The following is a 12,820-nucleotide window of genomic DNA, read 5'->3' as shown; positions in this document are numbered from 1 at the left end:
TTTGGGGGCCGACTTTCGGTGGTTTGGCGATAGTTGATTTGATATTATCGCCCCCCAAAATGACTTTTGAGCGTGCATTCAACATGATTCAACAATTGCTGGTTACTTTCCCTCCGATGCTATTTGGCGCACAAGCGCTACTGACTTTGCTTCTAATCAAGGGCGATATTTGTCCTGGTCAGCGAGGACGTCTTCATAAAATGTTGCCTGCAGTAGCTGTATTGTGGCTCGCTGTTGCGTCACTTCGCATTGAAGCATTTATGATCGTGTTTGCTATTTTCTACTTCTATTCTCAGGTTCAAACCAAGAAAACGCGTGAAAAAGGGCCACTATGGGCGATGCATTTAGCGAATGGTTTGGCCTTTGCGTATGTAAGTATTCAGGTATTTGAGCAATCAAGCTGGCCAGCATCGATAGCGATGGCGCTAATGATATTTTTCCTTGGGGCGTCATTTTCTCAATTGCTACTTACGATAGCTCGCAGCAGATTACAGGCATTTCACCGCATTTTACCAGTTACTGGCATTGTGTCTGGAATGCTATTAGTCATCGCAACGTTGTTTGCTTCTTACCAGTTAGATGAAGCCACACTAAACGCTGCAACACAGCCGATCTTGCTGTCTTTAGCTATGCTAATTTCTTCAATTATCGTGTGGTGTTGGCATATTTTTACGCATAAGAAACCAGAAAAGGTGCAACTGAGCGTAGCTTTGTTGCTAGCACTCGCGTCGATGACGAGCCTGCAAGGTTTATTCTCTCTCGCGGCTTGACCTCTATTCTAAAGACAAAGCTAGACGGCTTATATCCAAGTGCTTTCTTGATGCTTGGGTATAAGGTGATCACGTTTTAGATCTCACTCACTTTAAATTCGCGTGATTACTACTACGCTTGTTTATATACCTTGTCGAAGAGGAGAGTCGCGATGGATTTAAGCAATGTAGGTAATCTGGACAGCACTATTTTGCTAGGTATCGTCAACGAAAAGCTACGTTTAGAGTGCGACAGTTTTGACGAGTTAGTATCAGTGTATGAGATGGATGTAGAGTCTGTAGTCGGCAAGCTTGATATGCTCGGTTATCAGTACGATCCATTGACTAACCAATTTAAAGCATATCAACGCTAAGCCTTTCACAACCCAAATCTTTTAAGCCACCTTGATTCCGTCAAGGTGGCTTTTACATTGTAGCCTCGCGGTTGCGAAAAAAGCTTGTAAGTAACGCTTTTCTTTCTCTGAGTGACGCGTTGCAGCAAACAAGCGACGCCATAAGCCTTGGCCGAAAGGTTTACTGGTAATAAGACCTTGGCGAGAAAATTCAGAAATCGCCCAATTGGGTAGTGCCGCCACCCCTAATCCAGCAGAGACCATCTGAACTAACATGAGAGTGTTGTCGGCTTGCTTCCATTTCGCAGGTTCTATTCCTGCTGGCTGAAGAAAGTGTTTTACGACGTCTAGCCTTTGTTTTTGAACCGGATAAGAGAGCATGGTTTGATCTGCGAGATCTTGCGGCTCAATAATTTCTTTTTCCGCCAATGGGTGGTTGGTTGCGGTAATTAAACGCATTTCAAAGTCGAATAGAGGCTCGTAGTGGACTTCAGATCGAGGTTGGATATCGGAAGTAATAACGAGATCGAGTTCGCCTGCCAATAGAGCTGGGAGTGGTTCAAAGCCAAAACCAGAGGAAAAGTCCAATGTTACGCTAGGCCAAGCAAGTTGGTACTCCCTAAGTGCAGGCATTAGCCATTGGAAGCAAGAGTGACATTCAATGGCCATATGTAATCGGCCATTGACGTCTTCTTTCAAGCTCGCTAAATCATTTTCTGCTCTTGCGAGTTTCGGAAGGATATCTTCTGCAAGACGCAATAGGATTTCTCCCTCTGAAGTGAACTTCACCGGACGAGTCTTTCTCAGGAACAGTTGCCCTCCAATTCGCGCCTCCAAATCTTTGATCTGATGAGACAGTGCCGACTGAGTGAGATGTAAAGCGGTCGCTGTTGCCGTTAGAGAGCCAGTGTCTCGAAGCGAAGTGAGTGTCCGCAAATGTTTTAGCTCTATCATGAATTCCTTTCATCCTTTGTTGCTCGCTATGAACAGAATAGCAATCGTGTAAATAACTTAACGACAAAAAATGGATATGTAAACGTCTAGACGTCTATTTGTTGTGTTTATTTGCGAATCATGTCGCCTCATGATGAATTTTTTTAATAAACAAGTTGAATAAATGGACGTTGTTCAAACCGCAGATGAGAGCGATAGTTTAGCCATCCAGACATCTTTCATGACGAAAGATACTCTGACCCAAACAAATTAAACAAGATTGAAAAAGGAATAGGGACATGGCTACAACAACGCACGTACTAGGTTATCCACGTATCGGTGAAAAAAGAGAATTAAAATTCGCTCAGGAGAAATACTGGCGAGGAGAAATTGAACAAGCTGAGCTTAAAAAGGTTGGGGCAGATCTACGCGCCAAAAACTGGCAAACACAAACGGATGCTGGTCTGAGTTTTGCCACCGCTGGCGACTTCGCTTGGTACGATCATGTACTGACGACCACGTTGCTATTGGGTCATGTGCCAAAGCGTCACGCTGATGGTTTCCCTAACCTGGATACGTTGTTTAAAGTGGGTCGCGGTCAATCTCAGGCGGGTTGCAGCTGTGCGGGCGCTGCGGCATCGGATATGACCAAATGGTTCAACACAAACTACCATTACATTGTCCCTGAGTTCAGCAAGGACGATACGTTTGAAGTGAGCTGGCCGCAACTGTTTGAAGAAGTCAACGAAGCGCTTCAAGCTGGCCACCAAGTGAAGCCTGTTTTGCTTGGCCCAGTCAGTTACCTTTACTTGGGCAAAGAGGTCGAAGAAGGGTTTGACCGCTTAACCCTGCTACCACGCTTACTTACTGCTTACCAAGCTATTTTGGCAAAGCTAGCAAGTCAAGGTGTTGAGTGGGTTCAGATTGATGAACCAATTTTGTCACTGGAGCTAGAAAGCAAATGGGCTGATTCGTTTAAGCTAGCCTACCAAGTGATTCGAAGCGATGTAAAAGTGCTGCTAACGACGTACTTTGACTCCGTAAGCGATACGCTAGACAAAATTGTAGAGCTACCGGTGGATGGTTTGCATATCGATTTATCTGCCGTCCCTCAGCAGCTTGACGATGTGGTTGCCAAGTTACCGGAGGGGTGGGTGCTTTCTGCCGGCGTTGTGAATGGTCGTAACGTGTGGCGTTCAGATTTAAGTGCCCAACTCGAGCGTCTACAGCCAGTCAAAGAGAAACTGGGCGACAAACTTTGGGTTGCCAGTTCATGTTCTCTGCTACATAGCCCTGTTGATTTAGCACTGGAAACAGAACTGAGCGAAGAAGTAAAAAGTTGGTTTGCCTTTGCAAAACAAAAAGTGGCAGAAGTCGCCTTGCTTGGCCGAGCGCTCGATGGTGACCAAAATGCGATTCTCGCTTGTGATACCTATAGCCAGCCAATCAAAGCGCGCAAGACAGCAACACATGTGAATAAACCTCAAGTACAAGCGCGTTTAAACAACATTACCGCGTCACTTGCCGAGCGCAGCGCACCTTATGCAGAGCGTGCTGCGCATCAAGCTGAAGTATTGGGCTTGCCTTTGTTGCCAACAACGACAATCGGCTCTTTTCCTCAAACGGGTGAAATCCGGGTGCAGCGCAGCGCTTATCGTACAGGTCAATTATCTGAGTCTGAATATATCCAAGCACTTAAAGGACATATTGCTGACGCAGTAAAACGTCAAGAGGCGCTCGACCTAGATGTGCTTGTTCATGGTGAAGCAGAGCGTAACGACATGGTGGAATACTTCGCTGAGAACTTGGCGGGTTTTCAAACGACCAAATTTGGTTGGGTACAGAGTTATGGCTCTCGCTGTGTGAAACCTGCCATTGTAGTTGCTGACATTGAACGTGAAAAACCGATCACGGTTGAATGGTCGACGTACGCCCAGTCGCTAACCAGCAAACAGATGAAAGGCATGTTGACTGGACCAGTAACGATTTTATGTTGGACGTTCCCACGTGAAGACATCACACGTCAAGAAATTGCGCAGCAACTTGCTTTGGCACTGCGTGATGAGGTGTCTGACCTGCAAGATGCAGGCATCAATATCATTCAAATTGATGAGCCAGCCATTCGAGAAGGTTTACCACTCAAAAAACGCGATCACAAAGCGTACTTAGAATGGGCCGTAAATGCGTTTAAGGTCTCTGCGGCAAGTGCAAAACCAGAAACTCAGATTCACACTCATATGTGTTACAGCGAGTTCAATGAAATCATTGATTCGGTTGCGGCACTCGATGCGGACGTCATTACCATTGAAACATCTCGCTCAAATATGGAGCTGCTGAAAGCATTTGAAGAGTTCAATTACCCGAACGAAATTGGCCCTGGTGTTTATGACATTCACTCACCAAACATTCCTACGGAAGAATGGATTGAAGGTTTAATCAAGAAAGCGGCAGAAAAAATTCCGGCTCAACGTTTGTGGGTAAACCCAGATTGTGGTCTGAAAACACGAAACTGGAAGGAGACAGAAGCCGCATTGGCAAATCTGGTTTCAGCGGCGAAGAAGCTCCGTGCTGAGCTGGCGTAACACATCGTTACAGCAAATAAAAACGGAGACTGTGGTCTCCGTTTTTCTATTCTTAATTGTTAACTTTCGTTTTCAGATTATCCAATAATAGCGAATCATCGTCTCATGCCGAAAGCAACAAAAATTACTGTAGCTACTTCACCTGAGTACAAGTCTGTGCGGAAACCAACTCATCTGCCATCAACTGACCGCGAGAATTACGTACCTTAATACGATACATCAAGCCCATATCAATTTGCTTGCGAACTTCTGGGTTGCTGCAGTAGGTATAGATACTGGTATTCAGTACTTGATTTAACGGCTTTGCACCGAGTGCGCCATCGTTATAAATCATCATCATCTCTACAACATTTTTGTTGGATGAGACACGCATTATTTGCAGTGGACCATACTCTAAAGGGAGGCCCGCAGACAAGACTCCTGCTCGGTTTGATGCCATAAGCTCAAGTTGGCGCTGATTATCATCGGTTGATGAACAGCCAGCCAGAGCACCAAATACCAAGAAAAGACACAGTAATTTTTTCATAAATTAAAACACTTTTTTGAACGGTTTCACGATTACATGATCGTAAACACCAGCCGCTACATAAGGATCGGCTTCTGCCCACGCTTTAGCATCCTCTAGAGAGGCGAATTCAGCGATGACAGTTGAGCCCGTAAATCCAGCTTCTCCAGGATTGTCAGAATCTATCGCAGGCATCGGACCAGCTGTAAGAAGGCGACCTTCGTCTTGTAGCTTTTGTAAGCGATCCAAGTGTTGTGGGCGAACGCTCATGCGTTTTTCCAACGAGTTCTCAACGTCCTGTGAAAAGATGACATACCACATAGCATAGTTCCTTAATTGGTAGGGTAAAGTGTTAATTTAACGCCTTTTTTGTGTCTCTCACAAGTGAACAACAGAAAATGTGAGATCCTTTCTAACTGTTAGCGTTGTAGGTTGACTAATTCTGAACCGGACGTGGTTTACCTTCACTGTCAATGGCTACGTAGTTGAAGGTCGCATCACAAACCATGAAGCGTTCGCCAACACCGTGAGCTTTGACGGGTTTGACCCATACTTCCAAATCGACACTCATGGATGTGCGGCCGATCTTAGTGCATTCGCCGTAGCAGCATACGACATCGCCCACACCAACAGGTTTTTTGAACGTAATGCTTGATACCGAAACGGTGACAACGCGACCACAAGAGATCTCTTTTGCCAGAATCGCGCCCGCTAAGTCGAGCTGAGACATTATCCAACCGCCAAAAATATCGCCATTGGCGTTTGTATCTGCAGGCATTGCAAGGGTACGAAGCAGCATTTGACCTTTCGGAGAGCTAATTTCTTGACTCATTGTGACATCCTAAATCTTAAAGGCGCTCAAACTAAGCGCCAACATAGTAAATACCTAGAACCAAAGGTCCTTAAAAAACCGCAGATACCGGACCAGAGAAAGTTGGTTTACAGCAGCAAGAATGGTCTGAAAACGGTACGTTGTTTGAGCGGTTTACTGATACATGGAGCAAAACAGCGACCCTAAGGTCGCTGTGAAGTCGCGGATTATAGCAAAACTGAGTTTTTAATCATCAGTGGACACATCGGATGAGTTATTTTTTTGTTCTTTTGGCATGTGTTTATAAATGTAAAAGCCAGTCGCAATCATGTAGGCAAATGTCGCGATCAACATTCCAAATACTTTGAAGTTAACCCAAACATCCAACGGCAATTCGTAAGCAATATAAATATTTAGGCCAGCGAAGAATGAGAAGAAGCCAACCCAAGCCCAGTTAATCTTTGCCCAAACAGCGTCAGGTAACGTAATTTCCTTGCCTAGCATACCTTTGATGGCTGATTTTCCCAATGCGTGGCTCACTGCTAAGCCAATCGCCAGAATCGCGTAAATGATGGTGACTTTCCACTTTATAAAATTGTCGTCGTGGAAGAAAAGGGTCATGCCGCCGAAGGTAGTGACGATAACAAATGTTATTAGTTGCATCTTTTCGACTTTCTTATACAGCGCGTAGGTGACGACAAGCTGAATGGCTGTTGCTACGATCAGTGCACCTGTCGCCACGTAGATGTCGTACAGCTTGTATAAAGCGAAGAAAATGATGAGTGGTATAAAGTCTAGGATCTGCTTCATGATGGCAAAATCTACCTAATTATTGAATTGAAGACAGTCTAACGGAATCTGACAAGATGTGAATACTGAGGAAGTTAAGGTAAGAATAGTAACGCTTAGTATATCGTATAGACCGCAAGATTCTTCCATGTCGAAACAGCATATGGAAGGAATAAAAATTGCCGCGTGAAGCGGCAATAGAGTTGAGAGTTTTAAACCTTAAGCCACACGTTGATATTGGGAAATAAGCGTTTTTACATCTTCTAAATAGCCTTCCCGTAGTAAGTTATCGACCGTTGCTTCTAGCTCTTCGAGAGACATCGTGAAGCAAGTGGATTTACCTGTCATCAGGCTCAGATATTGATGATACTCTTCTTCTGTATAGTGGCCTAAGCGATCAAGTAACAGTGTTTTGATTCCATGATGAATCAAGCCGTAGTATGTATGTCGATGAAGTAACATGGCGATCTCCTTATCAAGCTCATACGCTACTCTTTTGCAGCCTGCTTGACCTTCTGGATAATTCGATTTACTCCAATAATGCACATCTAGTGCCAATTCTATATTTGCAGATTAAAAAGTGTTGGAAGGTGCAAAATTCTCGTTCTGTAACCATCTTTGGATGACGACTTGAAGTGCATTTAACGTGGTGGGCTTTTCGAGTCTGTCATCCATGAGTTTCGAAATTAGCTCCAACTCTCTAGCTCCAGACTCACCAGATAAGGCAATGATTGGAACGGAGGATGTGATTTGCTTAATCCGTTGGCTTGCGTCAAATCCATTCATTACCGGCATTTGGACATCCATAAGAACGAGATCAATCTTGTGAGAGTGGAATAGTTCTACCGCAGAGGCTCCATTATTTGCTTGTAAGCTGTTGACTCCCAATCTTTTTAAATACATCTGTACCAAGGTGCGTTGCACCTCTTTGTCATCAACAATGAGCACTGTTGGTGCATCTTTACATACTTGTACGTGTTGAGCTGAATGATTTTCAGAATGTGATGGAGTTGCTTTCCAGCTATCAAAGTCCGGTGCTCTTAATGTCTCTGGTTTTGGTGCGTTTGGTACGACTGGGAAATACAAGTAGAATTCTGTGAACTCGTTCAATTCAGACTGGCACTCTATTCGTCCTCCGAAGGAGCGCATAACACGTTGGCAATAGCCCAAACCTAAGCCACTGCCTCCGCTTTTTTGATACGAGAAAAAGTCATCAAATATCTTGTGTAAGATACTGCTATCTATACCTGGCCCACTATCTCGGAAGATCAGAATGTTTTCGTAAGCCCCCGTCTGGGTACGAATCTCAATTTGACTGTCGGGATAAGAATCAAAATAGTAGATAGCGTTACGAATCAAATTGAAAATGACAAAGTTAAACAGGGTCTCATTTAACTTCGCGACAAAATCGTGTGCCTGTGGCAGGTTAATTCTCTCTATTATTTGATCGTTTTCAAAACCATAACGGCTTACTGCTTGGTCGATGGCTTTATGTATGGAAGTGAGAGCTAAAGGCTCATGCTCTGGTGAACTGTCGCTAACTTCTCGTAAAATAATATCGATAAGTTGTCGACCGCGTTGTATAGCGGCTTCACCTTTATCAATTTCTCTTTTTAGCGTATCCAGTGAGGCGTTTGACTCTATATGCTGTTTTAAAGCTTCAAATTGTAATTGTACTTGAGCGAGAGGGTTACGCATTTCATGTGCAATGGAGTTAGCCAGCGCACGGCTTTGGCGTACCTTTCTATCGGCTTCAATGGTGCTCTGGATGCGAACTAATAACGTTTGCAGAGCTGAGATTTCTTCATTAGAAAACAGCTTATTATCTATTTTATGTGAAGAAATTAGTAAGTGAGTAACAGACTTTCCACGACCGAAGAGAGGCATAACGAGCGCAGTATTGCTTGAGCGCATGCGCTCGTAGAGCTTTCTCATCGACCCTTTAGAAGAGGAGGCATAATCAATTTCTTCAGACAACTCATCAAGCACGAGAACTGACTTGCTTGACGGCAGGTACTCTTCGTAAAACGTTTCTGTGTAATTGCTAGTGACTAGCTGCAGCTTGTTGTTTGGTATGTTAAGTAACGATGCCAACTGATGCATAGCATCATCTATTGAGCGTTTAAACTCTTCCTCTAACCCAAGGATTTGCTGAACGGGAGTGTGTCGTTTCCCATAAATAAAATACGAAGCGTAACGACTGACTCGCTTAAAAAGCAAGTGCCAAGTGATACCGATAAGCGCACATAAAGGTACCGCAACAAGCCATTGGTTATCTTCAGAGATAGGAATAAATATCGCCCCTAACGGCAGAACAAAAATGGCGCAGACTAAGAGCGCGCTTACCGTTAAGTACGTGAGATATTTAGCGCTGTAGAAGCGAGAGGTAAGTAGGGCATAGCCCACAAACAACATTTCGCTTATTGAAAGTGCTGGTGGTAACCAAGTTAGGGAGAAGTCGCCAAGGAAATACGTCATTCCAAGGTGTATCACTGCCGTAGATAACATGAATACCAAAATGCCAGCGATCATATAGTTGCTTTTTGCTAGCGTGAGTTTGCTGCTGTTCGCGCGCATGGCAATCAAGTTAAGCAGCGTTAGTACCACGAAAGCTAGCAAACTAATGAAAAAATATGAGGTATGTGGGCCAAATTCAATGACGAACTGGCTTGGACCACTAATGGTGACATTTTCGACAGTAAGATTCGGCACTAAGTTGATGTACAGTGAATACGTTGCTAGTGTGACAAAGACGACTTTTTGCCAGACTTTGACCGCTGTTTTTTTAACATCTGCGGTTAACTGGCAAGAAAAATAGAATGCAAACGCAAAGGCGAAAAAAGACGCTAAGTTCGCTAACTTAGCCATAAAAATGCCACCAACAGAGCCTAATTCTGGCAATAAATCGGTATGGAAATAGGCGTTGCTGCTTATCCAAACAATGATACAGCTGGAATAAGCGATGTAAGGCGCGTGATGCGAGCCTAAGATTGATTCACTCTTCTGTTTTAGGCGATAGCAGTAATACAGTAGCCAAGCGAATACTATTAGTACAGTCGCGTACAATGCCATTGCTTTTGGGTAAAAGAGACCGTGCAAATGAACATCAAGCATGCTCATTCACCTTTTTATCCATTCTTTTTGTTCGTACGCAATGTTTGTAGTCGCGAAATTGTATGTCTTGAAATGCTTCAACCATCATACCTAAATTCCAGAAACCGCGGTATGTCTTGGTACCGTCACCGTTAATGTCGCGGTATCCTGAGTGAAAGTAGGCACTTAAATCAATAGATTGATAGAAATTTAACATAAACACTTGCTCAATAATGGTAAAGCCGAGCTTATAGCCTGCTTTATAGAGCTCGCTCATCATAGTTTTTTGCGCCAGATACAAAAAATACAGCTTTTGTTGAATGTTGCCTCCCACCGTAAGACGCAGTACTTCGCAAACCGCTTCACTGTTCTTTACACGAGATTGAAACTGAGCATCAAACTCAATAAGAGTGTGCTCATGAGTTAGAGCACGACACTCCAAAATACCCAGTTGATTGAGAACACTATACCCATGATTAGGAAAGCAAAACTGCCATTGTTCGTTACTAAACTGTGGTGAGTAACTGAGCCAGTTATTTCGTTGATGCCAGCTTTGCACTAAAGCGGAGGAGACCATGATTGGTGAAGATGACGATTTGAGCAAGAGCGCAAAGTGCTGCCCTTTTTGCGAGAGTGATAAAAGAGGCAAGATTTCAAACCATTGTTCAGTTTGGACGAAAAGCTCAAGATTACTCAGTGTGATCGCTTTGGAAATCGGCATTAACGCTGCATGATTTGGCAGCATTACCTCAAGATCGCAATCTGCGATATCTTCAATTAACACGCTAGTATAGCTGTGGTCGTCAAACGGAAGCGGAGTAGGAATCGCAGCTTCGTTTGAAGGATATTTTTGCTTGATTGCTTCGATCTCGCATTGACACCAGAAAACCATCCAATGCGGGTAACAATCTGCGGCAAGTTGTTCAAGTAAACGAATCTCTTTGGAGAAACCTGTCGGATACTGTTGCACTAAATCTCGATAATCCATTAACTCAAATAGTGCAGAAAGACTTTTTGATGCGTGTTTAGGAAAGAGAGATTTAAGCAGTTTTATTCGATACAGAGCAACCTGTTGAAAAAGAGCATCTCGTTTTTGTTTCGTTAGGGTAAGAATAACTGAGTCAACCAGTGCCTGCTGCTTTGATTCGATCGGCAAATTTGTTTTGGTGAGATATTCCAAAGATTGCTCAAGACTCATGATATAACCTAGTTCTAACGTTTTGTTATATTTTGTAATGGTTTATATCATTTTGAAAAATTTATGCCATCGGTTTCTATTTGTATAGTTACGTAATGCAAGAAAAGACAAAAAAACCGCTCATTATGAGCGGTTTTTGGTCTATTCAAGAAAGGGTTAGGCTTCTTGCTTTTTTAGCTCAGCTTCTGCCGTTTCTTCTTCAATTAGCGCATCAACGATAACTGCACATGCAGCATCACCTGTGATGTTCAGTGCTGTACGAATCATATCGAAAATACGGTCAAGAGCGAATAGCAGCGGTAGACCTTCAATTGGAATGCCAGCGGCAAGAAGCACGGCAACCACTAGGAAAGAAGGGCCAGGAACACCCGCTTGACCAACAGCACCCAATGTAGACGTTACGATAATTGCAATGTAAGCGCCCATGCCTAGATCGATATTGAACAGTTGAGCAAAGAAGATAGCAACCAAGCCATAGTAAATCGCATTACCTGACATGTTGATCGTTGCGCCTAGAGGCAGAACAAATGATGCAGTTGAATTTTTTACGCCAAGCTCTTTTTCACAGGTGTCCATTGTGACAGGCAGTGTTGCCATAGAAGACGCTGTTGAAAGCGCAACTGCTTGCGGTTTCTTCATTGAAGACAGGAATTTCTTCGCAGATGTCTTCGTGAAAACATGCACCATTGCTGGGTAAACAACGAAACCGAAGATTAGGATGGCGGCAACGTAAACAACGAACAGTTTAAACACCACCATTAGCGCACCAAAACCAAACGTACCGACGGCTTCTGCCATCAGACCAAATACACCGATAGGTGCAATGATCATTACTTTGTTGATCATCCAAACCATTGCGTCAACGATGCAGTTAACACCATTGATGATTGGTTCACGACGCTCTTTTGCTTGCTTAGAAATCGCAATACCAAAGAACATACAGAAAACGAGGATCTGTAGGATGTTTGCTTCATTTAGTGATTGGAAAACGTTGGTTGGGATCATACCAGTGATGGTTGCCCAGAAAGTAGGTAGTTCACCTTTTGAAGCGTATTCTGCTGAGAACATGCCTTCAACGCCAGAGACGTCGATACCCATGCCTGGTTGGAATACTTCACCCATAAATAGTGCAAGCGCAACGGCTAGGGCGGATGTTAAACCAAAATAACCTAGAGTGACGATACCAACTTTACCTGCTGACTGGCTGTTCCCAAGACCAGCGGCGCCAGAAATCAAGGCTACAGCGACCAAAGGAATAACCAACATTTTGATTAAGTTGATAAAGATAGCACCTAAAGGAGCGAACACTGTCGCATCATGACCCATCATGGCACCAACGGCTGTGCCCACGATCATGGCGATTACGACTTGTACGCCAATGTTGTTTAGCAAACTCTTTTCTTTTAACACTTCCATAACCTCTGTGCTAATAAAATGTAAAATCCTAAAATTACCCACTAACCATAAATGGATTTACGGATAATTATCTCGCCTTGCTTTTTACACTTATCGTTTACAATTGGCAATATGCAGCAAGGTATTATTGATGGATTAATCGATATTTTATTGACGAACGATAAAGTTTTGTTCAATAGCAAACGTTTGCTATTGATTTTTCTTATAAGGGTCGCGCTTAGGATTGTTCAAGTTTATTTTTCTTTATTTGTTTTCTTTTTGTTAATTTTAACCGCTTTTGTATTTGCTATTGCAGTCAGAGTTTTTAGTGACTTGGGTTGATATTTATAACAATTCATCTCTTTCAAGCTCACACTTTTATTAATTTGCCTTCTGAAATGTTAATTGCTTT

General features: G+C 43.4%; 12 protein-coding genes. 3 read left to right on the top strand and 9 right to left on the bottom strand.

The window, feature by feature from the left end; translation table 11 throughout:
* Positions 1 to 59 precede the first annotated feature (59 nt).
* Entirely contained in the window at positions 60 to 770 is a 711-nt protein-coding gene (locus tag KJB35_RS18635) for a hypothetical protein (RefSeq protein ID WP_169628528.1), read from the top strand.
* 152 nt (positions 771 to 922) lie between these two features.
* Positions 923 to 1,123 carry a DUF4250 domain-containing protein gene (locus tag KJB35_RS18630; protein WP_005376762.1) on the top strand — a complete coding sequence of 67 codons (201 nt, stop codon included), beginning with the start codon at positions 923 to 925 and terminating at the stop codon, positions 1,121 to 1,123.
* Positions 1,124 to 1,144: 21 nt separating this feature from the next.
* Here the strand turns inward: KJB35_RS18630 and metR are convergent, their stop codons facing one another.
* Positions 1,145 to 2,056 carry an HTH-type transcriptional regulator MetR gene (gene metR / locus KJB35_RS18625; protein ID WP_005386724.1) on the bottom strand — a complete coding sequence of 304 codons (912 nt, stop codon included), beginning with the start codon at positions 2,054 to 2,056 and terminating at the stop codon, positions 1,145 to 1,147.
* A gap of 278 nt (positions 2,057 to 2,334) precedes the next feature.
* On the opposite strand from metR, the gene metE reads away from it, so the two are divergent.
* On the top strand, positions 2,335 to 4,617 hold the full coding sequence (metE, locus tag KJB35_RS18620; RefSeq protein WP_213908142.1) for a 5-methyltetrahydropteroyltriglutamate--homocysteine S-methyltransferase: 2,283 nt from the start codon (positions 2,335 to 2,337) through the stop codon (positions 4,615 to 4,617).
* A gap of 133 nt (positions 4,618 to 4,750) precedes the next feature.
* Here metE and KJB35_RS18615 read toward each other — a convergent pair whose 3' ends face one another.
* From KJB35_RS18615 to KJB35_RS18580, 8 genes are all read right to left on the bottom strand, one after another.
* Positions 4,751 to 5,143 (bottom strand): GspS/AspS pilotin family protein, encoded by a 393-nt coding sequence (locus KJB35_RS18615; protein ID WP_005386726.1) that lies wholly within the window; start codon positions 5,141 to 5,143, stop codon positions 4,751 to 4,753.
* A 3-nt stretch (positions 5,144 to 5,146) separates the two neighbouring features.
* On the bottom strand, positions 5,147 to 5,443 hold the full coding sequence (locus KJB35_RS18610; RefSeq protein WP_005386727.1) for a YciI family protein: 297 nt from the start codon (positions 5,441 to 5,443) through the stop codon (positions 5,147 to 5,149).
* Between the two features lie 115 nt (positions 5,444 to 5,558).
* The gene (yciA, locus tag KJB35_RS18605; protein WP_005376768.1) at positions 5,559 to 5,954 is read right to left on the bottom strand and encodes an acyl-CoA thioester hydrolase YciA; all 396 of its coding nucleotides are present in this window, start codon (positions 5,952 to 5,954) and stop codon (positions 5,559 to 5,561) included.
* 225 nt (positions 5,955 to 6,179) lie between these two features.
* On the bottom strand, positions 6,180 to 6,743 hold the full coding sequence (locus KJB35_RS18600; RefSeq protein ID WP_171344312.1) for a septation protein A: 564 nt from the start codon (positions 6,741 to 6,743) through the stop codon (positions 6,180 to 6,182).
* 198 nt (positions 6,744 to 6,941) lie between these two features.
* On the bottom strand, positions 6,942 to 7,184 hold the full coding sequence (locus tag KJB35_RS18595; RefSeq protein WP_005376770.1) for a hypothetical protein: 243 nt from the start codon (positions 7,182 to 7,184) through the stop codon (positions 6,942 to 6,944).
* Between the two features lie 111 nt (positions 7,185 to 7,295).
* Complete coding sequence (locus tag KJB35_RS18590) at positions 7,296 to 9,836, bottom strand: hybrid sensor histidine kinase/response regulator (protein ID WP_005376772.1); 2,541 nt, start codon at positions 9,834 to 9,836, stop codon at positions 7,296 to 7,298.
* Complete coding sequence (locus tag KJB35_RS18585) at positions 9,829 to 11,013, bottom strand: acyl-homoserine-lactone synthase (protein ID WP_213908141.1); 1,185 nt, start codon at positions 11,011 to 11,013, stop codon at positions 9,829 to 9,831. Before KJB35_RS18585 ends, KJB35_RS18590 begins: the two co-directional genes overlap by 8 nt.
* A 156-nt stretch (positions 11,014 to 11,169) precedes the next feature.
* Positions 11,170 to 12,429 (bottom strand): dicarboxylate/amino acid:cation symporter, encoded by a 1,260-nt coding sequence (locus tag KJB35_RS18580; RefSeq protein ID WP_005376774.1) that lies wholly within the window; start codon positions 12,427 to 12,429, stop codon positions 11,170 to 11,172.
* Between the last annotated feature and the right edge of the window lie 391 nt (positions 12,430 to 12,820).

Origin of the sequence: Vibrio sp. D431a (genome assembly GCF_030248655.1) — a bacterium.
GTDB classification, from domain to species: Bacteria; Pseudomonadota; Gammaproteobacteria; order Enterobacterales; family Vibrionaceae; genus Vibrio; species Vibrio alginolyticus.
The sequence above is the reverse complement of the archived record's forward strand: the minus strand, read 5'-3'. Positions and strand labels throughout refer to the sequence as shown.

Excerpts from the sequence above, each read along its gene's own strand:
- KJB35_RS18635 (WP_169628528.1), top strand. The coding sequence starts at position 60 with ATGACTTTTGAGCGTGCATTCAACATGATTCAACAATTGCTGGTTACT.
- KJB35_RS18630 (WP_005376762.1), top strand. The coding sequence starts at position 923 with ATGGATTTAAGCAATGTAGGTAATCTGGACAGCACTATTTTGCTAGGT.
- metR (WP_005386724.1), bottom strand. The coding sequence starts at position 2,056 with ATGATAGAGCTAAAACATTTGCGGACACTCACTTCGCTTCGAGACACT.
- metE (WP_213908142.1), top strand. The coding sequence starts at position 2,335 with ATGGCTACAACAACGCACGTACTAGGTTATCCACGTATCGGTGAAAAA.
- KJB35_RS18615 (WP_005386726.1), bottom strand. The coding sequence starts at position 5,143 with ATGAAAAAATTACTGTGTCTTTTCTTGGTATTTGGTGCTCTGGCTGGC.
- KJB35_RS18610 (WP_005386727.1), bottom strand. The coding sequence starts at position 5,443 with ATGTGGTATGTCATCTTTTCACAGGACGTTGAGAACTCGTTGGAAAAA.
- yciA (WP_005376768.1), bottom strand. The coding sequence starts at position 5,954 with ATGAGTCAAGAAATTAGCTCTCCGAAAGGTCAAATGCTGCTTCGTACC.
- KJB35_RS18600 (WP_171344312.1), bottom strand. The coding sequence starts at position 6,743 with ATGAAGCAGATCCTAGACTTTATACCACTCATCATTTTCTTCGCTTTA.
- KJB35_RS18595 (WP_005376770.1), bottom strand. The coding sequence starts at position 7,184 with ATGTTACTTCATCGACATACATACTACGGCTTGATTCATCATGGAATC.
- KJB35_RS18590 (WP_005376772.1), bottom strand. The coding sequence starts at position 9,836 with ATGCTTGATGTTCATTTGCACGGTCTCTTTTACCCAAAAGCAATGGCA.
- KJB35_RS18585 (WP_213908141.1), bottom strand. The coding sequence starts at position 11,013 with ATGAGTCTTGAGCAATCTTTGGAATATCTCACCAAAACAAATTTGCCG.
- KJB35_RS18580 (WP_005376774.1), bottom strand. The coding sequence starts at position 12,429 with ATGGAAGTGTTAAAAGAAAAGAGTTTGCTAAACAACATTGGCGTACAA.